At 52.0% G+C, this 18,888-nt stretch carries 23 protein-coding genes and 1 pseudogene; 17 read left to right on the plus strand and 7 right to left on the minus strand.

All coding sequences use genetic code 11. From position 1 onward, the window contains the following. Positions 1–4 precede the first annotated feature (4 nt). Genes N879_RS04210 through N879_RS04220 form a run of 3 tightly spaced genes read right to left on the minus strand, consistent with a single transcriptional unit; the run spans position 5 to position 1,304 of the window. Complete coding sequence (locus N879_RS04210; protein WP_009459015.1) at positions 5–529, minus strand: hypothetical protein; 525 nt, start codon at positions 527–529, stop codon at positions 5–7. Then, positions 526–786, minus strand: a complete 261-nt coding sequence (locus N879_RS04215; RefSeq protein WP_021446725.1) for a hypothetical protein — start codon at positions 784–786, stop codon at positions 526–528. The genes N879_RS04210 and N879_RS04215 overlap by 4 nt, the downstream gene beginning before the upstream one ends. After that, on the minus strand, positions 783–1,304 hold the full coding sequence (locus N879_RS04220; protein WP_009459013.1) for a phage regulatory CII family protein: 522 nt from the start codon (positions 1,302–1,304) through the stop codon (positions 783–785). Before N879_RS04220 ends, N879_RS04215 begins: the two co-directional genes overlap by 4 nt. A gap of 103 nt (positions 1,305–1,407) precedes the next feature. Between N879_RS04220 and N879_RS20310 the strand changes: the two genes are divergently transcribed. From N879_RS20310 to N879_RS20315, 5 genes are all read left to right on the plus strand, one after another. After that, positions 1,408–1,611: a hypothetical protein gene (locus N879_RS20310; protein ID WP_128831645.1), complete on the plus strand. Its 204-nt coding sequence runs from the start codon at positions 1,408–1,410 to the stop codon at positions 1,609–1,611. A 70-nt stretch (positions 1,612–1,681) separates the two neighbouring features. Beyond that, positions 1,682–1,900: a hypothetical protein gene (locus N879_RS04230; protein ID WP_022983182.1), complete on the plus strand. Its 219-nt coding sequence runs from the start codon at positions 1,682–1,684 to the stop codon at positions 1,898–1,900. A gap of 450 nt (positions 1,901–2,350) precedes the next feature. Then, on the plus strand, positions 2,351–3,043 hold the full coding sequence (locus N879_RS04235; protein WP_009459007.1) for a S24 family peptidase: 693 nt from the start codon (positions 2,351–2,353) through the stop codon (positions 3,041–3,043). Positions 3,044–3,276: 233 nt separating this feature from the next. Beyond that, positions 3,277–4,482 (plus strand): P63C domain-containing protein, encoded by a 1,206-nt coding sequence (locus N879_RS04240; RefSeq protein ID WP_009459005.1) that lies wholly within the window; start codon positions 3,277–3,279, stop codon positions 4,480–4,482. 497 nt (positions 4,483–4,979) lie between these two features. Continuing rightward, a complete protein-coding gene (locus N879_RS20315; protein ID WP_152978304.1) occupies positions 4,980–5,957 on the plus strand; it encodes a hypothetical protein in 978 nt (325 codons plus the stop codon). A gap of 272 nt (positions 5,958–6,229) precedes the next feature. On the opposite strand, the gene N879_RS04255 is transcribed toward N879_RS20315, so the two are convergent. Further along, complete coding sequence (locus tag N879_RS04255) at positions 6,230–6,826, minus strand: hypothetical protein (RefSeq protein ID WP_021446728.1); 597 nt, start codon at positions 6,824–6,826, stop codon at positions 6,230–6,232. Between the two features lie 1,290 nt (positions 6,827–8,116). On the opposite strand from N879_RS04255, the gene N879_RS04260 reads away from it, so the two are divergent. Together N879_RS04260 and ssb are read left to right on the plus strand one after the other, a co-directional pair. Continuing rightward, the gene (locus N879_RS04260; RefSeq protein WP_009458997.1) at positions 8,117–8,344 is read left to right on the plus strand and encodes a hypothetical protein; all 228 of its coding nucleotides are present in this window, start codon (positions 8,117–8,119) and stop codon (positions 8,342–8,344) included. A gap of 5 nt (positions 8,345–8,349) precedes the next feature. Next, positions 8,350–8,688, plus strand: a pseudogene (ssb, locus tag N879_RS04265) (single-stranded DNA-binding protein); the annotation flags it as partial. Here ssb and N879_RS04270 read toward each other — a convergent pair. Then, positions 8,688–9,410 (minus strand): hypothetical protein, encoded by a 723-nt coding sequence (locus tag N879_RS04270; RefSeq protein ID WP_009458993.1) that lies wholly within the window; start codon positions 9,408–9,410, stop codon positions 8,688–8,690. The pseudogene ssb and the gene N879_RS04270 overlap by 1 nt on opposite strands. Before the next feature lie 60 nt (positions 9,411–9,470). Between N879_RS04270 and N879_RS04275 the strand changes: the two genes are divergently transcribed. Both N879_RS04275 and N879_RS04280 read left to right on the plus strand, forming a co-directional pair. Continuing rightward, positions 9,471–9,806 carry a hypothetical protein gene (locus N879_RS04275; RefSeq protein ID WP_009458991.1) on the plus strand — a complete coding sequence of 112 codons (336 nt, stop codon included), beginning with the start codon at positions 9,471–9,473 and terminating at the stop codon, positions 9,804–9,806. Between the two features lie 11 nt (positions 9,807–9,817). Further along, positions 9,818–10,609, plus strand: a complete 792-nt coding sequence (locus N879_RS04280; protein WP_009458989.1) for a DUF2303 family protein — start codon at positions 9,818–9,820, stop codon at positions 10,607–10,609. Between the two features lie 136 nt (positions 10,610–10,745). Here N879_RS04280 and N879_RS04285 read toward each other — a convergent pair whose 3' ends face one another. Further along, positions 10,746–11,405, minus strand: a complete 660-nt coding sequence (locus tag N879_RS04285; RefSeq protein WP_009458987.1) for a hypothetical protein — start codon at positions 11,403–11,405, stop codon at positions 10,746–10,748. Between the two features lie 166 nt (positions 11,406–11,571). Here N879_RS04285 and N879_RS04290 point away from each other — a divergent pair, with 166 nt between their 5' ends. From N879_RS04290 to N879_RS04315, 7 genes are all read left to right on the plus strand, one after another. Next, positions 11,572–13,158, plus strand: coding sequence for a DNA cytosine methyltransferase (locus N879_RS04290; protein WP_009458984.1), 1,587 nt, complete (start codon positions 11,572–11,574; stop codon positions 13,156–13,158). Next, on the plus strand, positions 13,155–13,370 hold the full coding sequence (locus N879_RS20320) for a hypothetical protein (RefSeq protein ID WP_009458982.1): 216 nt from the start codon (positions 13,155–13,157) through the stop codon (positions 13,368–13,370). Before N879_RS04290 ends, N879_RS20320 begins: the two co-directional genes overlap by 4 nt. After that, positions 13,367–13,648, plus strand: a complete 282-nt coding sequence (locus N879_RS04295) for a hypothetical protein (RefSeq protein WP_009458980.1) — start codon at positions 13,367–13,369, stop codon at positions 13,646–13,648. The genes N879_RS20320 and N879_RS04295 overlap by 4 nt, the downstream gene beginning before the upstream one ends. Positions 13,649–13,686: 38 nt before the next feature. Then, positions 13,687–14,118, plus strand: coding sequence for a class I SAM-dependent methyltransferase (locus N879_RS04300; protein ID WP_009458978.1), 432 nt, complete (start codon positions 13,687–13,689; stop codon positions 14,116–14,118). Between the two features lie 111 nt (positions 14,119–14,229). Continuing rightward, the gene (locus tag N879_RS20625; RefSeq protein WP_021446731.1) at positions 14,230–14,526 is read left to right on the plus strand and encodes a hypothetical protein; all 297 of its coding nucleotides are present in this window, start codon (positions 14,230–14,232) and stop codon (positions 14,524–14,526) included. Between the two features lie 104 nt (positions 14,527–14,630). After that, positions 14,631–14,858, plus strand: coding sequence for a hypothetical protein (locus N879_RS04310; RefSeq protein WP_009455771.1), 228 nt, complete (start codon positions 14,631–14,633; stop codon positions 14,856–14,858). 88 nt (positions 14,859–14,946) lie between these two features. Further along, entirely contained in the window at positions 14,947–15,180 is a 234-nt protein-coding gene (locus N879_RS04315; protein ID WP_009455769.1) for a hypothetical protein, read from the plus strand. Between the two features lie 1,538 nt (positions 15,181–16,718). Here N879_RS04315 and N879_RS04320 read toward each other — a convergent pair. Then, on the minus strand, positions 16,719–18,131 hold the full coding sequence (locus N879_RS04320) for an MFS transporter (protein ID WP_021446732.1): 1,413 nt from the start codon (positions 18,129–18,131) through the stop codon (positions 16,719–16,721). Positions 18,132–18,244: 113 nt separating this feature from the next. Here N879_RS04320 and soxR point away from each other — a divergent pair, with 113 nt between their 5' ends. Then, a complete protein-coding gene (gene soxR / locus N879_RS04325) occupies positions 18,245–18,733 on the plus strand; it encodes a redox-sensitive transcriptional activator SoxR (protein ID WP_009455765.1) in 489 nt (162 codons plus the stop codon). Positions 18,734–18,888: the final 155 nt, after the last annotated feature.

Consider the following 18,888-nt stretch of genomic DNA (forward strand, 5'->3'; position numbering starts at 1 on the left):
GCACTTAGCATGTCACCTGCCTCCTCAAATACGCCCCTACGAACGTCTCTACGTCGCGGTCGGCTTCTTCGGACCATTGGCCCAGTCGTTTCAATTCATCACGGGTTTGGTGCAGCCAGGTGATCTGCAAGCCCACTGCGGTGGCTTTGTCGTAGATGCCGCCCTGGTCCAGCATGTTGTGGCAGCCTCGCCCCCATGCGTTATCAGTACACAGAGGGAACATCAACGCGTCAGATACCTTCAGGCCCAGCCCCTTACCGAACTCAACACCGTTCATGTGTGCAGCCTGGGAGCGATACCACCGGCCACAATTGGCGCATGGCAGTGCCGCGACGTTGCGACGGTGCTGCTCGGAGCGGTAGACAGCTACCGGTTTGGGCCGATGCTGCAGGGCTGTTCCTACTATCTGGGCAATACGCTGCCCAAGGCTCGGGCCCTTCTTTTCCTTTGGCTTGGCTTTGAAGGCGCTGCGCTTGAGTGCTTGTCGGCGTCGCAGCTGTGTGCGCTGCGGCCATTCTGTTTTCTTCATCGCAGTTGGTCCTTCAAAGAGGTCGGCAGCGTGAAGAACAGCCCCATGCCATCCAGAACGCGCACAAAGTGCTGTGGGTTCACCTTGGCCAGGCTGTCGGTGCCAAATTCCGCGTACAGCTTCTCTTTGATCTGCTGCTGGCGCTCATGTGGCTCAAGATTGAAATCGACTTTCAACTTCTCGCAGACTTGGCGGCTCTTGAACCAGCCCAGCTTGTACAGGTCGGTGTAGTAGGTCCCGTAGGGTGCTTTGGTCATGCTGAGACCTCCTTGCGGTGCCAGCGGGTCACGTTGCGGATGATGCGAAAGCACAGGCGGATCAAATCCAAGGCCTTGGCCACCACACGCTCACGCTCTTCATGGGTCACTCGACCGTCTGCCGTTGTGCCGGTGATGGCGCTACACATTTCGCCAAGTTCAGCGGCTGCTTTGAGTGCCTTCTCGTTTAATGCCGTGGCCTCGTTCTCGAATCCCCCTACCGGCTCAGGCGGCAGATCAACCACATGCAATCCACCTTGGTGAGCTGCAGCGATGAGCCAGTCCCGTGCACTTTCTCGGCAGTCGGCTAATTCATCGAGCCATTCGGTCAGCAGGAAGGCCATGTCGATGTCCAGTTGCTCACCACCGGTCAGCTTGCGACGTAGGGACTCGGGATGAATTGACAGGCCGCGACGGTCTGAGAGAAATACGGCAGCCGCGCCAACGCCGCCTGGGGCCTGACGGACAGCACTGTAAAGCGCGTCTCGCCAGTTCAAGGAAGAAAAACGTCTTGTCATTGGGCTGAACTCCTGTGTATTTCAGCGTTTCGCCCGCCCCTTGTAATCGCTACAGTAAAAGTGTGAAAAGTACGTAGTGATTAATCAGGGACGGGAACTACAAATGGAAAAAATCGGTCGTGAATCTGAAAATGCGGGAATGGATAAAAAAGAACTCCCCCGCTTTGAAATCATTGATAGAGCTACTGAGCTGGCCTATCAGGCCTTCAACTGTCCTACCGATGAACACATAACCGGCATATACGACCGGCTTATTTGGAACGAGCAACATGGGCTCGACGAGGTAGGTGTAACTACCACTCATTAAGGGGCGGCCTGCCCCAATCAGCTATGCTTGGAAATGCACGTAACCAAACATGTCTCAAAAGGAGCAAGCCATGAAACTCAACATCGATTCACATGCCGTTGAAGTCCCCTGCCAGGCATGCGGCAAGAAGCTCAGTCAAACGATCGGAAGGCTCAAACAGGATCCGGATATCAAATGCTCCTGTGGCGTTACTACCAAGATCGATGCTCCTGGTCTGAGAAATGGAATCGCCAAGGCTGAGAAGTCGCTGTCTGACTTCCAACGAAACCTCAGCAAAATGTTTAAGTGATTCCATCGTCGCGAGCAGACTAGAAGCATCCACGCTCAATGAAACTGTCTGCTCGCGGCCGCTAGACATGAGCGCCCGCTTTCGTAATGCAGTCAGGGGGACCGATGGGGATACGGTCGTCAGGTTTGGGGTCGGGGGTGTTGGGCATGGGGGGTTCCTTTAATTCAGGCCAAATATCTTCGCGAAGCTCCTCTCGCCGTACACGGCCTCCGGACTCAATATCAAGTCGTCGGGCGAGACCTCCATCCGGCCGATGCCCCCGCGAGATAGCTTTCCTGAGATATCCCAGCGTGGTGCCACACCTCTCGGCATAAGCAGCTTGTGTAGGTCGGTCTAGGCCGTTCAGATAGGTGCGAAGAGTTTCCATGCACAAATCTTACCTATAGGTAATTAATTTATCAATACCCGCAGGTCATTTACTCACAGGTAATAATTAGTTGAAATCTGCCCATGGATAAATTTGAACAACGCCGTCAAGCATTGCTCGCGCTACGTGCGCAGCTTGGGCATGGAGCCATCTCACAGATCGCTTCACGGATTGACGTTGACCCCAGTTACGTCTCCCGCATGCTCTACCCTGAAGGAAAGGCAGGCCAAAAGCGTATTGGCGAGGATAATGTTGAGCGACTGAATGCCGCCTTCCCTGGTTGGCTTGAACCCGAAACTGGGGAATTGACGGCAGCGGTCAGCAGCGCGCCGCCCCCTGGCTATGTACGCCTGGAGCACCTCTCCCCCACCCCCTCTATGGGCCGTGGCCGGGAGCTGGACGCCCCCATACAACTTGTTCAGCACTTAGATGTGCTTGAGCAGTGGGTGCGTGAAAAAGTGGGGAGTGTGAACCCTTCCCGTATCAAGGTATTGACTGGCAGCGGCAACAGCATGTCGCCCACCATCAATGATGGGGATCTGGTGTTTGTGGATGTGGAGTGCCGGAGCATTGAAGCAGCCGGTATCTACGTGCTTGATGTGGCTGGTCGACTGATACTCAAGAAAGCAATGATCTTGAGCAGTGGGACGCTGATCATTCGCAGCGACAATATTGATGAGTACCCAGACGAAGAGCGCTACGATCTGCGCCACATTGCCGAGGCTATTACCGTGTGCGGGAAGGTTATGGCCTGGTGGAGCTTGAGGAAAGGCTGATGATGAGCAAGGATTTGCCCCAGCCCAGGGAGGCTGTACGTAAGATGGATTGAGCAGGAAGAGACAAGGAGCCATTTGGCTCCTTATTTTTTAACCACGAAACACTTAGATTTAGCCTCACATGTGAAAACATGGAAGACAAGAGGCGGACAGAAGCGACAAATAAAGCTGACTAAAAAATAAAATCCATTAATAACTGACTGTAAATATCTCAAAACCCCTAGGAGAAGATCATGCACGCACGCGAAGTCATCAATCTATTCGGCGGCCAGTCTGCGCTAGCTCAACTCTTGGGAATAGCTCAAAGCACAGCAGCGTATTGGGCCAAGTCCGGGACCATTCCAGTGAAATGGCACCTTAAACTAATGGAATTAGCTCAGCAGTACGGCCTTGCGTTAAAGCCCGAGGATCTAATCAGCATTAACCCATTAAGTACTAGTATCTCGGAGCAACTGTTTTCAGATATTGGTCTGGCGAATCCATCTGTCAACAACCTGAAGCAATCAACCAACAACGAGCCCACCGAGAGAACAGAGCAGAGGACATCTCAATCTTTGCCCAAAGCGGTATATCCTGGGCTGCTTCCTATTGGAGACGTTGAATTAGAGTGCGCTGTGCTAGAGAATGAGACACGCGTGCTATCAGCAGCCTCGATCTTTAAGGCTTTTGGGAGGCCGCGAAAAGGGGCGAATTCCCGACTTGAGATAGATGGGACCAAAATCCCCCCTTTTATTGCCGCAAAAAACCTAGAACCTTTTATAAATCAAGAGGTTTTAGACCGGACCAAAGTAATTCGATACGTTGATGGAAGGCAGGAAAAAACCGGGTACTCAGCCGGGCTACTTCCAAAGATGTGTGAGGTTTATTTAGCAGCGCGACGTGCAGGGGATGACATCTTAACGGAACCACAGAAGAAACTTGCGATCCAGTCAGAAATACTCTTAAGCGCTTTAGCCGAAGTGGGTATAGACGCTCTGATTGACGAGGCTACAGGATTTCAGAAAGACCGTAAGCACGACGCTCTGCGTCTTCTGCTTTCCAAGTATCTGGCGGAAGGACTTCAAAAGTGGGTTCATACCTTTCCTGATTCGTTTTTCGCTGAACTGGACAGGCTGTACGGTAATCAACCTACCACATCTAGATCAAGGCCCCAGTACTACGGGAAATTTATCAACAAATACATCTACGAGCCTCTTGAGTACGGATTTTTGAAAAGTAAGTTGAACGAACTGAATATTACTTCGGACGGTAAGAGACGGGCGAGATTTCACCAATGGCTTAGCGTAGACGGTCGCAATATGCTAGTCCATCAAATTGGGCGGGTACAAGGAAAAATGGAAGACAGCCGAGATATAAAATACTTCGTAGGAAAAGCAGCTCATCAGAAGCAGATCTCAATTGCTCCATACCTATTTGAAGAAATGAACCATACAGACTGACGGTCCTAAATCCTACACCTAGAAGCTTTTTGCAAGACCATATCACCAGCCCCGCAAAGCGGGGCTTTTTGTTCGACGGTTGCTACTTGATTGTTTACCCAACTCCGTTTACTCCTACTCGGTGTGAGCTACATCGATACCCGCATCGACCAATCAATAAGTTACGCCGTAACGACCTAATTAAAACACATGTCTGGCCTCAAAAAACCACAACATATAGTGGTGCAAATAAACCCAGAACAAAAAAAACCAATAAAATCATGCACGTCTTTGTAACGCCTAGTACCTAAAGGCGACATCAAGAAGGACGCTAGTTCAAAGCAGTCATATAATGTATTGGCAGATAAAGAAAAAGCCACCTGAGTTTGCGCAAACTCAGGTGGCTATGAGATGTCTGCATTTCTTGCTAGCACCAAGAAAATGACATCCGTGTCGGTGGATATTGTCTGATTTTGTGGTGCTAGCGTCAACCAACCTTTACAAAAAGGTCTGTAATCATGCGAAAAAGAAACGGTAGTCACCACCCCATTATCAATAAAAATCAAATAGATACAAGCAAAAATGGGCCTAATAGTCACCACCCTTTGGTTGAGGCTGAAATTGATGGTGTGCACATGGGGGTCCTGGGTGACGGATCTCCGTTTATGGGCTTGCGTGGACTGGCCAGAATGTGCGGCATCGATCACTCTGGGCTGCTCCGCTTTGCCAATAACTGGGGAGATGAAGTTTCTAAGCCGCGCGGCAAAGTAATACTTCGACTCATCCTTGAACAAGGGCATCCCGGCGACTTTCTCTATACTCGTTTTGTCGGTAAGTATGGGGACACTCATGCGTTTCCCGACGCTGTGTGCATGGCTATCCTTGAATACTATGCTTTCGAGGCGGGAGCCCACAGTACCGATGATGCAAAACACAACTATCGCATCTTAGCCAGAAAATCATTCCGCGACTTCATCTACCAAAGCTGTGGGTACGATCCAGCAAATGCAGTGCCTTCCTTGTGGCAGCCATTCCATGACCGTGCATCCCTGCTTCATAACACGGTGCCAGAAGGATATTTTGGCATTTTTCACGCTATTCATGATCTCTTTATAACGCTTGGCCAGAACGGGATCCATACTGATCAGAGTTTTGTTCCTGATATCAGTGTGGGTATGGCGTGGTCAAAGCACTGGCTATCCATTTCTGGGGATGAGCTTTACGGCGCGCGCATCAAGTACGATCATGACTACCCCTCTTGTTATGCGCAAGCAAAATCAAACCCACAAGAACCATGGGCTTATCCTGAAATGGCGCTTGGAGCTTTCAAAAAATGGTTTAGAGAGGATTACATAAGGGGTGGCAAGTTGACCGGGTACCTTTCTCTGCAGGTTAAGAAGAAAGACCTACCAGCCCCTTTTGCCAACGCTGCCTTAACGGCGCTCGGACTGTCGGCTAACGCACCCCAAATAGAACAACGCAAACGTATTGCCTAAACTCAAGACTACATACTGAGCCCCTCCTGAGCTACACCTCAAAAGCTGGACATTGAACCGACCTTTGGGGTGTTTTTCATGACGAAATACGATAGTCAGTTCACACGGGGCTTTTTTGTTGGTCGACACTTATTCAGGTAGGTAGATCAACTTTAGTCGGCGTAAATTTCTCTTGAGGGGTATAGCTAGATGAGGCTGGATGCCAGCCTTTCTGACGCATGCATGCCATGGTTATTTCATTTCCCCTTAGCGCCCCAGTAGGTCCACTTTCATCAAGGATAGCCTGGAGATGTATACCCCAGGCTTCGCGCATCACTTTTCTTACTGCGCTGCTCGTACTCATCAACTAGGCATTTCAGGTGCTTCGAAGGGCTGCTCTCTTCTCGACAGACAGAAAGAGTGCCCAAGCATTCTCTTTGAGCATCTGATTTATCAGGAAGCCCAGAAAAACACAAATAGGCCAAGCGCTCTCCCACCATCTGAATCCGGGGGGCAAAGGCACGCTCCTCCTCTTCAGCGAGTCTCTTGTCCACAGCTTCATGAACACACTTCATGTCCTCGCAACTACGAGTCTCAACACACAGGAGGCTTGTCTCCATACCTGACTTTTCTTCAAGGTATGCCCTCCCCTCAGCTATCGCAAACATCTGCTTGCCTGTGTAGGCCCCATAGGAATTTTTTGAGTTCACAGCCCCGCAAACAATTCCACTAGGCAAAGTTTCCACATTTTCAAACTTCGCTGAGTATGGGTCAGCAAGCAAATCCTTCACTGGGTCAAGATTTGGCCCGAACAAGCTAAATCCTGCAGCAATTGAATGAACGCTCCAAAGAGGAAAAAGCAGTCCGAACGATCTCAATGAGCGCATCATTCGCCCCCGTTTGGCCCGCCCTCCATGACTACGCTTAACCAGCAAACCGCCTAACTGCATCGCACTCTCCCGCAAACTAACCAGCAGAATCAAAACGTAACAGCGATCTTAGCCCGCTAGCGCATGCAGGCCCATTACCCATATCGTTTAAATAATTACCCATAGGTATTGTTTTATTAATTACCTTTGGGTAATATCTATCCAACGATCTTTAACAACCCACCTGCCGATGTTGCTCACCCCGCCTATGTGGGGCGTTCGTCCGGCTCAATAGCACCCACAAACATGGTTGTGGCTCTGCGCGGTATCTCTGCCGTCTCCAGTCCGTCAAAGCGCGGTTTACGGAGAAAGAGGGTGAGGCGTAGACGGCCAAAAACGGAAACGGTCATGCTGGTTGGAATCCCAGCATCAGGCCCTACATGGGGCCATCACATAGGCGGCAGCGTGGAAGGACACGCTAAGTGGCGCGGGGGCTATCCGAAAGGTGCTGTGCCCATGAACACCCCGCAAGCTGGAATCAAGCCCAGCCCGCCTATGTGATGACAAATTGATGGGTTGCGTCGGCGCATCCCTTAACCGGTGGCCTGGTAATCAGGGCAATCCGCACTGGCTGGACGCAGCTCTGGTGCGCGAGAAATACGGGTCGAACAGTTGGGCCGATGACACCCCGGAAAGACGGGGCCCTCCAGTCGCAGCATTCCTACTCCCTTAACCAATTCGATATCAAACCCGTCCACGCCATGGGCGGCGGGAGTGCTGCGACTAGAGGGAGGCTAGCAGGAACAACTACTGAGCCTAGACAACAAGCCGCACCCTAGCGCCGCCGTGGAGCACGCCTGGTATGGGGTCGAACATAGGTACCGTTCTTTCGATAGTACCCTCGCACATGGACAGAGCCCCCCGTTGACGGGATATAGGCTGAGCTGCCTTTTCGGGATGGCGACAACTTCGCCCCAACGGGTACATTTCGCCAATCGGTACAAATCACATCTTCTACAAGTGTCTGTGGATTTGGGCCGATATAACAGGTGATATCAGATCGACCGGATGATTTGTAATAGTTTTGACTTGAGTACAGTTTCTCGTCTAAAGGGCTCGCCCAGCCTGGTTGATATGTTGCGCAACCAGTAATCAATAGTGCGAGCAATAAAACAAAAAAACCTCGTTTCATTACCCCTCCCAATATTCTGCTTTTTATATTCGCAGAACGATACCACAGCACATGACTTATCGGCCCTGTCCTCAAGAACGAGTGCGGGGCCTCTTTTTCTTTTCTCAACAGGAGGCGCTATGACCGCGCTCGCTTATTTGATGTTGCTCGCTGGCCTGGTAACTGCTGGGCTATTGATCGACAAGCTGTGGGTGCGTGTCCTGCGCCCCAATATGGCTCATCGTTTCGGCTGGGAGCCACTACCCGCTGATAGTGAGATCCCCACCGGTTGGTGCCTTGGCTCTGCTGCTGCGGTCACGGTATCAGCTGGCCTGCTCAACTACATCGCCCCCGCAGCGGGCTTCTAAATATTATGGCTTCAGTCAACAAAGTAATTCTCGTCGGCAACCTCGGGCGAGATCCCGAAATTCGGTACCAGGCCAGTGGCGCCCCCGTGTGCAATATCTCGATTGCTACTACGTTTACCTGGAAGGATAAGCAGACAGGAGAACCCCGAGAGGAAACCGAATGGCACCGTGTGGTGTTCTACAACCGTCTGGCTGAAATCGCGGGTGAATACTTGCGCAAGGGCCGCCCCGTCTACGTGGAAGGTCGTCTACGCACCCGCAAATGGACGGGCCAGGACGGTCAGGAACGTTTCACTACCGAGATCATCGCCGAGCAAATGCAGCTACTCGACAGTAAAAAGGGCTAATTTTTTAAACAAGACCTTAGGCCACCCAACACATTTTCATCATAGCCAGGCCGCACTTTTGGCCACATTAAGTCCTGTTCGATTCCGCATCGTGCAAGCTGACCGCTTAGCTCTCGACGGTACGAGACAATTCTCTCTCCCTGCCAAATTAGTGAGCTAAGTAAATCTTCTATATAAGGCAGGACATCTCCACTAACTCTAACTGTAGATTTGGGATCATCTAATTTCTCAAGGAAAGTTAACAGCTCTTGATTTCGTTGCAGCATTTCATCTATGAGCCTCCCTCCCTCACCAGGGTAATCTCGTTGTCTGCGCTCTTGCAGCTCAGCTTCAACTCGCCGTAGATCATCCTCAAACAGCTTACACAAGTCTTTCCCATAGCTCTGACGGAGTATAGAAAAGAGTCGCTCCCCGATCTCAGCTAGAGAATAAAAATTCCTATAAATATGATTTGATAAATAAGCAGCAGAAGTCAGGTTCTCGTTCTTAAGTTTTTTTTGCCTACCTATATACCCAACGAGAGGGTAGGTAAGCGAGATCAGTACAGTGCCCACCGTTCCAAGTGCCGTGAATGCATCCCACCAATCGGCTCCAAATATACTAGGCCTGCCGCCCAGCCAGCCAACCACCACCAAGGCGGCCACCGCACCAATAACGCCCCCACAGATAGCCGCAATGAACCAAGCTGCTATCTGCCTTAGATTTAGCCCTTTACCCATCCCTTACCTCACGCAATGATTTATCCGCGTGAGCATAGCCCATCCCTAAAGGAAATATCCATGAGTAATAAAACGTTTGCGGAAGTCCTCCAGGACCTTCGCTATGGAACTCTACACGACGAGTTAACCGAAAAGATGCAAGCGGTCGTCAACGCCTGCATCTCTACGGGCAAAGCAGGCTCACTGACGCTTCAGATCAAGTTCAAACCTGGCAAAAGTGGGGAGCTTGAACTCACTGACACTATCAAGTCCACGGTGCCAGAGCTTGAAAAAGGTAGCTCGATCATGTGGGCCACACCAGAAGGCAACCTTCAACGTCAGGACCCTCGCCAAATCACCATTGAGGGTCTGAAAGACATTGGCCGCGAAGAATACAAAAACCTCAAATCTGTTTAAAGGAAGCTGTTATGGAACGCATTATTGAATCAGCCTTGGAAGCGGGCGCGGCTTTGGGTCAACCGGTTGCTATCAAACCCACGGATGACACATACGCAGTCGTACCAGGCGGCTATGCCCTGACCTCGCTTGAAAAGTACAAGCCAGCGCCTGACCGCAAGAAAGGCGTGATCACCCTGGATGACGCGGAAAGTTTTATCCAATATTTCAACCTTCACGCCACTGAGCAAAGCCAGATTTATGGAAAGGTAAACCCGCCATCCTTTGTCGGCGTCATTAATGATCATGGAGTTAACGACGCTGGCTGGCGGGATCACCTAGCCAAATACGACTGCCCTTTCACCGCAGAGTGGGTCGAGTGGAGTCGTAGCGACAAGAAAATCATGCAGCAGGCTGAGTTCGCGGAATTCATCGAGCGCAACCTGCCCGATATCGTTGAGCCAGTTGGCGCGGACATGCTTGAAATCTCACGCAGCCTACAGGCCAAGAAGAAGGTGAGCTTTGCTTCCGGTATCCGCCTTGCTAACGGTCAAACCGAATTGACTTATGAAGAAGATATTCAGGGGACAGCCGCTAAAGGCAAGCTTCAAATCCCTGAGATTTTCAAAATTGGCATCAAGGTTATTGAAGGTGGTGAAGCGTACGCAGTCGAGTGCCGCCTTCGCTATCGGATCAATGAGGCCTCGCTGGTCATGTGGTATGAGCTGGTCCGCCCCCACAAGGTCATTGAGGACGCAGTCGCTGATCTCTGGGCATTAATTGCCAATCAGACCTGCAGGTCCGTGCTGCGCGGACAGATATAAACCGCTAGATAGTGGGGGCTAGCAGCTGACAGCGAAAGTTCCGCCCCCCCAGAAGTCTTGATGACCTCCTAGCTGGCCAGGATGATAAGCGATCTGGTCGAAGCCCTGGAAGGGAGTGGCGACCTTAAGTCCGCATCTAAAGATCTGGAACGCGAAGCTCATCGTAGTCCCCTTTATAGTGATCTGCGTAATCAGCTAGTTCCTCAAGCAAATTGGATACCCAAGCCACAGTTTCATCTAGCTCAGCTGGGCCGCTTTGCCCCAAAGGAATAGGTTCCAAATTATCAAGAATGTCAATAACCAAGGTAATCTTTAACTTTAAGTTAACCACATCTCCAGCGACCAAAACTCCGGGTTCATTGGAAATAGGCAGTAGATCAAGCCAAGATAAAACTGCCACAAGCCGTAATCTTTGAAATCTCAAAAGTCGAACAAAATCCGTAGTTGGTGATGTAACTGCACCACACGCCCAAATTACTGATTTACCACAGCGCTCAACCACTCGAACAATTGATCTTAGTCGTTTCTTCCGATTAGCTTTCTCGTCACTCTCTTCTTTCCTCCACTGCTCAACACGCAACTCTTTGGATTTTTTGGATTCGTAATAGGAAATATATACCGCACTTAAGATGGCCAGGACTGAGCCAATCGATTGCACCCACGCCGCAGCACCCTCAACCGCCAATAGCGGCCGAAGAAAGGGGAAAACAAATAGCCCAAGGCTGACACCTATTGCAACCCCTACAGCTAGGGCTGCAATTAACCAAATTTCAAAGCAACCCTTTTTTTCGCTCATCCATGATCTCCAAACAATTTCTATTGCCTATATCCGCAGGGATCATAGCCGAACCCCTGTGGCTAAAACATAGGATGCCTCCCCTATGAAGCATCACGACTACAGCAACACCCCATAACCCCGCTTGATTTACTCAACCGGGGTTTTTCTTTTCTAGGATCAACCCATGACCACCAAGCAGTTTTTGTTGCCCATCGCCTCGGAGATCACGGTCGATCTTTTCGCAGGCGGTGGTGGCGCATCCACCGGGCTGGAACAAGCCCTGGGGCGGCACGTTGATATTGCCGTCAACCACGACCCAGAGGCCATTGCCCTACACACCATCAATCATCCTCAGACCGAGCACTATGTCAGTGATGTGTTTGAGATCAATCCACACGTTGCTACTCGCGGTCGGCCGGTCGGCTTGCTATGGGCCAGCCCTGACTGCAAACACTTCAGCAAGGCCAAGGGCGGTAAGCCAGTATCCAAGCGCATTCGCGGCCTGGCCTGGGTTGTCGTCAAATGGGCCAAGGCCGTGCGCCCCCGCGTAATCATTCTTGAGAACGTGGAGGAGTTTCAGACCTGGGGGCCGCTGACGGATGACGGTATGCCCTGCCCTGAGCGTAAGGGCCAGACGTTCCAGCTTTGGAAAGAACAACTTCGCGCCCTTGGGTACCGCTTGGAATACAAGGAACTGCGGGCCTGCGACTACGGCGCTCCCACCATCCGCAAGCGCTTCTTTATGGTTGCTCGGTGTGATGGCCTGCCCATCGTATGGCCGCAGCAGACGCACTTTGCCAAACCAGCCAAGGGCCAGCTGGCCTGGCGCCCCGCATCCGACATCATCGACTGGTCCATCCCGTGCCCATCCATCTTTGAACGCAAGCGTCCCCTTGCTGATGCGACATGCCGGCGCATTGCTAAGGGTGTGATGCGGTACGTGATAGAGGCGGAAAACCCATTCATCGTGCCGGGTGGCGTCAGTTTCATCACCAAGTTTCGCTCTGGCTCGGTGGGCACAGGCTTGGATGAGCCGCTGCACACAGTCACGGCCGGTGGCGAGACAAAGCGGATGAGCACAGGAAACGTGATGGGAATGGTGACGGCATTCTTGGCCAAGCACTACACAGGCGTAGTGGGCAGCGACCTGCAAGATCCTATCGGCACAGTCACCAGCGTGGATCACCACAGTCTGATCACGGCCAACCTGATTCACATGGGGCATGGCGAAGGCAAGGCAGGCGGCAAACGGTTCAGCCACGGTATACGCGATGTTGAGCAGCCGTTGAATACCGTAACGGCCTCTGGCTGCCCTGCTGGTCTTGTGACAAGCCACTTGGTGAAGCTACGCAACAACCAGTTTGGTCAGGGCCATGACGAGCCTATGCCGACACTGACAGCCGGCGGCGGGCATGTTGGGGAGGTTCGCTCGTTCCTTGTGAAGTATTACGGCAATGAGCAGGATGGGGTGAGTTTGCACGAGCCTCTACACACAATCCCCACCCGTGATCGTTTCGGGCTGGTGACTGTCCATGGTGTCGATTACCAGATCGTGGACATTGGCCTGCGCATGCTGACTCCACGCGAGCTCTACCGCGCCCAGGGCTTTCCTGACTCGTACATCATCGATCAGAAGCCTGACGGCAGCCCACTTACCAAAACGGCCCAGGTCCGTATGTGCGGGAACAGCGTTTGCCCACCACTGGCCCACGCCCTGGTGCGGGCCAACTACTCCGATCAGCAGATCTCCCCTCGGGAGAAAGTCGCATGACACAAAGCGCCTACAGCAACAAACCCCTGCCCCGCCTTCGACACATCGAACCGGGGCAATTTTTTACCCTTCGCCATGATCCGGAAGTGCGCGTGCTCCTGCACAAGACACGCACTCACGGTCATTTCAATAACGGATATGCATCCCTGTGCCATGAGCTGGAACGCTCCTGTGTGGTCTGGGGTGAGAACGGATGGGAAGCAAATCCATGAGTGACTTGGTCCTACCCCTCAAGCGCGAATACTTCGAGCAGATCAAAGCCGGTGAAAAGTGGTTTGAATACCGGCTCTGCAACGACTACTGGCGCACGCGCCTGGACGGCCACGGCGCATACGACCGCATCATCCTGACGCTTGGCTATCCCCGGCGCGACGACAGCGAGCGCCGCCTGATACGGCCTTGGCGCGGCTACACAACTGCAACCATCATCCATCCGCACTTCGGACCCGATCCGGTCGAAGTGTACGTAATCGACGTGAGGCCAGAATGACAGCCAATGTTTTAGACCCCTGCTGTGGTGGCCGCATGATGTGGTTCAACCGGCAGGATCAGCGCGCTCTTTTCGGAGATATCCGCAGCGAGAACCACACACTTTGCGACGGACGGGCCTTCAACATCACGCCCGATCTGAACATGGACTTCCGGGCCATGCCCTTCCCAGATGAGAGCTTTCGTCTTGTCTGTTTCGATCCCCCTCACCTGCGTCACGCTGGCCGGGAATCGTGGCTACGTGCCAAGTACGGAATCCTCGGTGATGACCGGCAAGACGATCTGCGCCGTGGTTTCGCTGAATGCTTCCGCGTCCTCAAGCCTGAGGGTGTGCTGATTTTTAAATGGAACGAGATCCAGATCCCCACTCGCCAGATCCTTGAGCTGACTCCACACAAGCCCTTGTTCGGCCACCCGAGCGGCAAACGCGCCGACACCCACTGGATCACCTTCATGAAAGGACAGTCATGAACACCCACCCACACAGCCAGGCACGGTCTACCCCGCAAGTCTGGTTCTCACGAAAACCTAAGTCCAAGCGCCGCAAGGTGCGTGTGAAGTTAATACGAATGGAGGCAGTCAATGGCTAGCCTAAGTTACGAAGAGCGCAAACGCCTGCGCCGAGCTGCCGAGGATGCGAGAGATGCATGCAATCGGCACTTCGGGCCATTCGTTGATGTTGTGGCTCACCCGCTGAATATCCTCGCGCTGCTGGACATGGTAGACCCAGTCGATCAGCAACAAAAAACCCTGGCCAACATTGAGGCCTTCGTCGCCTGCGATGCGTCCGCTATCTCGTATCTAAGCCTGGGTGAATACCGGACAGCCCTGCTTAAGATGCTGCGTGAGGCGCCGGCAGCAAAGGAGCCTGGCGCATGAACATTTCCCCCGAGGCGGCAGAAGCTGGCCGCAAAACACTCTGGGAGCTGTTCCTCAAATGGGTGGACAGCCTGCCCCTTTAATTCTTTGATCAGGAAAAACACATGAACTACAACTGTGAGAAACACAGTGAAGCCCAGGTGCATCGCGGTCGCACCTGCGTAGCATGCGAAATCGAGAGCCTGCAAAAGCAGATCACGGCAGCCCAGCTGCTCAGTACCGCAATGTGGAATTGGATGAACAATCCAGAGAACACTGCAGTACGAAACACAGAGCTGGATACAGAGCAGTTCCGCCAGCGGTTCCTGCGGGAGTTCCGACAGGCCCGCTAATGCAAGATCGAATTATGGAAGTCCTGGCCAGAACGGCCAAAGATTGGAATCTACCCGCCCCCGTGGCGGGTTTTTGATGGAGAGCACAATGATTAACCTTCAGCCGGAACAGCTGGAAGCTATGCTTGCGCGAGCAGCTCGAATGGGTGCCCAGCAAGCCTTTGAGGATATGGTTTGCTACCACTACAAGGACGCGTGCAAGTTCCTACGCATTAGCTACAACACCCTGCAGAAGCGAATTACAGAGGGTAAAATCAAACAGATTGATGGGAGGATTACCGGTGCTGAGATTCGTCGCTATCTCGGGCTGCACGCAAAATAATTTTTGCTCCCATTTTGCTCGCATATTCACCCCAAGTTGTTTATACATGCGGCTTTACGAGTCTCTCCGTTCGCACCAGAGCATGAAAACCGTTGATTCAGAAAAATCAATTTTAAGCAAAATCAACGGCTTAACTTTCATACCCTAACAGCTTTTAATAGCCTGTTTTCAAGCATTCAACATCGTAGGCTTCATAAAAGCCCCACGAATTCCTCAAAAAACAAAAAATAGCCGGCATTGCCTAGGTATTGAATCCAGTTCAATACTGTTAGCGATCCACATGACCGCAAGTACGTCTATTGATTTGGTTCCCTTGTAATTGTTTGGCCGTTAATAATTACCACTCAATCAACTCGCTGCACGTCTTGTATTGTTATGTACGGAAGCTAGCCCACTCTCACAATCATTAGTTAAAGCTTGTCCGCGCTAACAAAGTTATTTTCAGATAAGAGCCCACCAAAGCTGCGCTATATCGATCTGATAAATCCAACGGTATTTACTGAAATCGACCTCGAGACTGCTGAGAAAAAGCACGTGCCGGGGGGCAGAATCGCAGGAACCCCGCTGGGCACTGTGCTTTTCTCCTGAACACCACTACTTAAACATCAGTTGTAGCGATCGTGCTTTCCAGGAAAGTCACTGGGCCAGCGCATGGGTTGCGGCTCAGGCTTGGGAGCCGGATCAGGACTTGGGCTGGGAGCCGGATTTGGGCTTGGCTTTGGATTGCGATTCATCCCCATCTTTCCTTTATAAAAAATCAATAATGACAATCATTCGCAAGTAATTATATTACCTAGTCACATTTGACAATAAATAACATTTATTCCTGTTTTTTACTCGATAACTACATTTTTCATGTATAAAGAGGTCATAAATTTGACTGAAAGACCAACAAACCGAAGAATATTTGTTACTTTATACTACATTGGTGAGCTGAAAGGGAGTATAGACATCGTTCTATAGACGTAGGTCAAAGCCGGTTTGAAACCGGCCCAAGAGGAAGGGATTTTGTCGTCAGGAAGTCTCAGGGGAGGACTTCAACACGGCCAGCCAGACAAGGCAAAAACCATGCCCTGCATAAAGAGAAAGTCGGCACAGAGATGGCTGAGCCACAACAAACAGCTTAGTGAAGCAGCAAGAGCAACGGGCACGTCACCTGATATCCCTACTATCAAGCCCGAAAGATTCCCCTCCTCATTTCCGAGCCCCACAAAAGAAAGCCTTGAAGCGCAGACACAAAAAAGCCGCCCTTGAAGGCGGCTTCCCGATTAAATTCGGAGCTTATTCCTGCCGATCGTGTTTACCCGGAAAATCGCTAGGCCAACGCATGGGCTTCGGCTGCGGATCGGGTTTCGGTACCTGATTAGTAAAGGGGGCACTATTCACAAGGCAACCTCCTTCATGAAAATTAAAAATATAGAGCCAAGCCTCAATTGCACCAAATCTTATATCAATAAGTGCTAATCAATGGACGCTCTAGTATTAACCCTAGCGGAATACTGAACAAATTAGCTGGCTCATAATTAATCAGACAGCATTCACGCCCGACAGTTCCTTGCCACGCCTATCCCTAACAGCGGTGCCACAGCAAAAATTCCAAATAAATAATATGCCGCTTGACGCGTTCCCTCCACGCCACCGGGATCAATAAGTCCACCCGCATTGGCAATCATTCCAGCCAAGGCTGCTCCGCTTGCCGTTGCAAAAAGTTGAATGGTTGTAATCGATGCCCCCGCCAGTTCCTGCTCTTGAGCTGGCACTGCCTTGAAAACCCGCACCAGCAAATGGGGCCAAGCTACCCCTACTCCCACGCCTATCAAGGCCAGAGCCAGGACGGAACCCGTACTGGTATCTGGCAGTAAAACAACAAGCCCCACCATACCCAGCAGTCCCAGGATAGGCCCAGCCATGATCGCCCGCGCAATGGCTTTTTCCCCCAGGCCCGAGCTGATAATTGCCCCTACCGTCCAGCCCGCCCCCATCAGCGCCGTCAAGTACCCCGCTACTAACGGGGACTGTTGATGCAAGACTTGCAGAAAAAGCGGTGCAAAAACTTCACCACTGGTCACCGTCAGCACTAACAAGGACATCAAGGCATAGAGTTTGGCAATAGCAGATCTGAACTGAAACGCCCCCGATGGCAGCAACTTGGTAGACGAACGTTTTTCCACTACCAGCAAAGCGACGGCCAACACCCCCGCCAAGCCCAGGCCAAGCGCATTTTGCAGTACATCTGCCGAGGTACTACCGGCAGAGATCGCCAACACCGCCAGCGTCAACAACAGCAGTTGAATCACAGGAATAGCCACCTTGCTCACCGCCACGGCATGTTGCTCGCGTTTGGGGAGGACTACTAATGCCAAAGCGGCAAAAAGTACGGCAATCAAGGCGACCGATCCAAAAGCCGCACGCCACATTCCCCACTGCGCAAACACGCCACCGACTGCCGGCCCGGCCAACGTTGCCACGCCCCACATGGCTGATACCAACGCCATGGCTCGAGGCCACAAGGGCTCTGCAAAAACCAGACGAATCATGGCGTACGCCAGAGCAAAGAGAAAACCACCGCCAATCCCCTGGACGAAGCGCCCGAACAGCAAAAGGGACATATTCGGCGCCAGCGCGCAAACAAGCGCCCCTACAGCAAAGATCAAGGCCGCGACGGCATAGCTGCCTTTAGGACCCGTCAAGGCCAGCAACTTGGGTGACAGAGCCGAACCCAGAATAGACGCCACGACAAACAGGGTCGTATTCCAGGCATATAAATCCAGCCCACCAATATCTTGCACAACCGTGGGCAAAATGGTGGTCACAATGTAGACATTGACGGCATGCAATACCACTCCACCGGCCAGGACGAGGGCACGCATGGCATTGGCCCCCGACAACAAAGCGCCCCACCCGGTCTGTACCCCTTGCCCGCTACTCGCGCAAGCTTGCTGATTCTTCATAAGATCTCGACTCATTCTTTTAAAAGTAGCCCTGCCGCTTGAAAAGCTTGCATAGGCAAGAGTGGTCTTTTATAAAACCTCATGTATAGATGAGGTCAAGAGATCCAAACACCATGAGAATCGATACCAGCATCCCTCTGTCCGTGGGTGAAGTCGCCCGCCGCAGCGGGGTCACCATTGCAACCGTGCATCACTACGAAACCAAAGGTCTCATTCATGGCTGGCGTAGCGATGGTAACCAGCGCCGCTATCACCGGAATGTTCTACGAAAAATTGCGGTCATCAAAATTGCACAGCGCGCCGGCATTCCACTGGCTACCATCAAAACAGCCCTGGATGAATTACCTACTGGCCGGCCACTGAACGCAAAGGACTGGGCCACCTTGTCCACGAGCTGGCGGGATATGTTGAATGAGCGGATTCTCAGCCTGACACAGCTACGCGATGAGCTGGATGGCTGTATAGGCTGTGGATGTTTGTCCATGACGGACTGCCCACTTAGAAACCCGGGGGATCAGTTGTCCCTATCAGGCGCGGGTGCTGTGCTGCTTGATGCCGGACGACACAATCAGAAGCGGAAGAAAAGAGCGGGGGAAATCTGATCGCGCGGCTTGTGTGAAATCCAGGCTGAAAACGCAGCGCATCAGGGTTGGAAATCAGCGAAAACCGACCCTTACTTCCCTATGCCAGAAGGCATCAGGCAGCAAAAAGGCCCAGTTTTCACACCGGACCTTTTTTACTTTCCAAGAAACGCCCT

The organism is Alcaligenes sp. EGD-AK7 (assembly GCF_000465875.3).
In the GTDB taxonomy this organism is placed as follows: Bacteria; Pseudomonadota; Gammaproteobacteria; order Burkholderiales; family Burkholderiaceae_B; genus Alcaligenes; species Alcaligenes phenolicus.

Coding starts and splice junctions, on each gene's coding strand:
- N879_RS04210 (WP_009459015.1), bottom strand. CDS start 529: ATGAAGAAAACAGAATGGCCGCAGCGCACACAGCTGCGACGCCGACAA.
- N879_RS04215 (WP_021446725.1), bottom strand. CDS start 786: ATGACCAAAGCACCCTACGGGACCTACTACACCGACCTGTACAAGCTG.
- N879_RS04220 (WP_009459013.1), bottom strand. CDS start 1,304: ATGACAAGACGTTTTTCTTCCTTGAACTGGCGAGACGCGCTTTACAGT.
- N879_RS20310 (WP_128831645.1), top strand. CDS start 1,408: ATGGAAAAAATCGGTCGTGAATCTGAAAATGCGGGAATGGATAAAAAA.
- N879_RS04230 (WP_022983182.1), top strand. CDS start 1,682: ATGAAACTCAACATCGATTCACATGCCGTTGAAGTCCCCTGCCAGGCA.
- N879_RS04235 (WP_009459007.1), top strand. CDS start 2,351: ATGGATAAATTTGAACAACGCCGTCAAGCATTGCTCGCGCTACGTGCG.
- N879_RS04240 (WP_009459005.1), top strand. CDS start 3,277: ATGCACGCACGCGAAGTCATCAATCTATTCGGCGGCCAGTCTGCGCTA.
- N879_RS20315 (WP_152978304.1), top strand. CDS start 4,980: ATGCGAAAAAGAAACGGTAGTCACCACCCCATTATCAATAAAAATCAA.
- N879_RS04255 (WP_021446728.1), bottom strand. CDS start 6,826: ATGATGCGCTCATTGAGATCGTTCGGACTGCTTTTTCCTCTTTGGAGC.
- N879_RS04260 (WP_009458997.1), top strand. CDS start 8,117: ATGACCGCGCTCGCTTATTTGATGTTGCTCGCTGGCCTGGTAACTGCT.
- N879_RS04270 (WP_009458993.1), bottom strand. CDS start 9,410: ATGGGTAAAGGGCTAAATCTAAGGCAGATAGCAGCTTGGTTCATTGCG.
- N879_RS04275 (WP_009458991.1), top strand. CDS start 9,471: ATGAGTAATAAAACGTTTGCGGAAGTCCTCCAGGACCTTCGCTATGGA.
- N879_RS04280 (WP_009458989.1), top strand. CDS start 9,818: ATGGAACGCATTATTGAATCAGCCTTGGAAGCGGGCGCGGCTTTGGGT.
- N879_RS04285 (WP_009458987.1), bottom strand. CDS start 11,405: ATGAGCGAAAAAAAGGGTTGCTTTGAAATTTGGTTAATTGCAGCCCTA.
- N879_RS04290 (WP_009458984.1), top strand. CDS start 11,572: ATGACCACCAAGCAGTTTTTGTTGCCCATCGCCTCGGAGATCACGGTC.
- N879_RS20320 (WP_009458982.1), top strand. CDS start 13,155: ATGACACAAAGCGCCTACAGCAACAAACCCCTGCCCCGCCTTCGACAC.
- N879_RS04295 (WP_009458980.1), top strand. CDS start 13,367: ATGAGTGACTTGGTCCTACCCCTCAAGCGCGAATACTTCGAGCAGATC.
- N879_RS04300 (WP_009458978.1), top strand. CDS start 13,687: ATGTGGTTCAACCGGCAGGATCAGCGCGCTCTTTTCGGAGATATCCGC.
- N879_RS20625 (WP_021446731.1), top strand. CDS start 14,230: ATGGCTAGCCTAAGTTACGAAGAGCGCAAACGCCTGCGCCGAGCTGCC.
- N879_RS04310 (WP_009455771.1), top strand. CDS start 14,631: ATGAACTACAACTGTGAGAAACACAGTGAAGCCCAGGTGCATCGCGGT.
- N879_RS04315 (WP_009455769.1), top strand. CDS start 14,947: ATGATTAACCTTCAGCCGGAACAGCTGGAAGCTATGCTTGCGCGAGCA.
- N879_RS04320 (WP_021446732.1), bottom strand. CDS start 18,131: ATGAAGAATCAGCAAGCTTGCGCGAGTAGCGGGCAAGGGGTACAGACC.
- soxR (WP_009455765.1), top strand. CDS start 18,245: ATGAGAATCGATACCAGCATCCCTCTGTCCGTGGGTGAAGTCGCCCGC.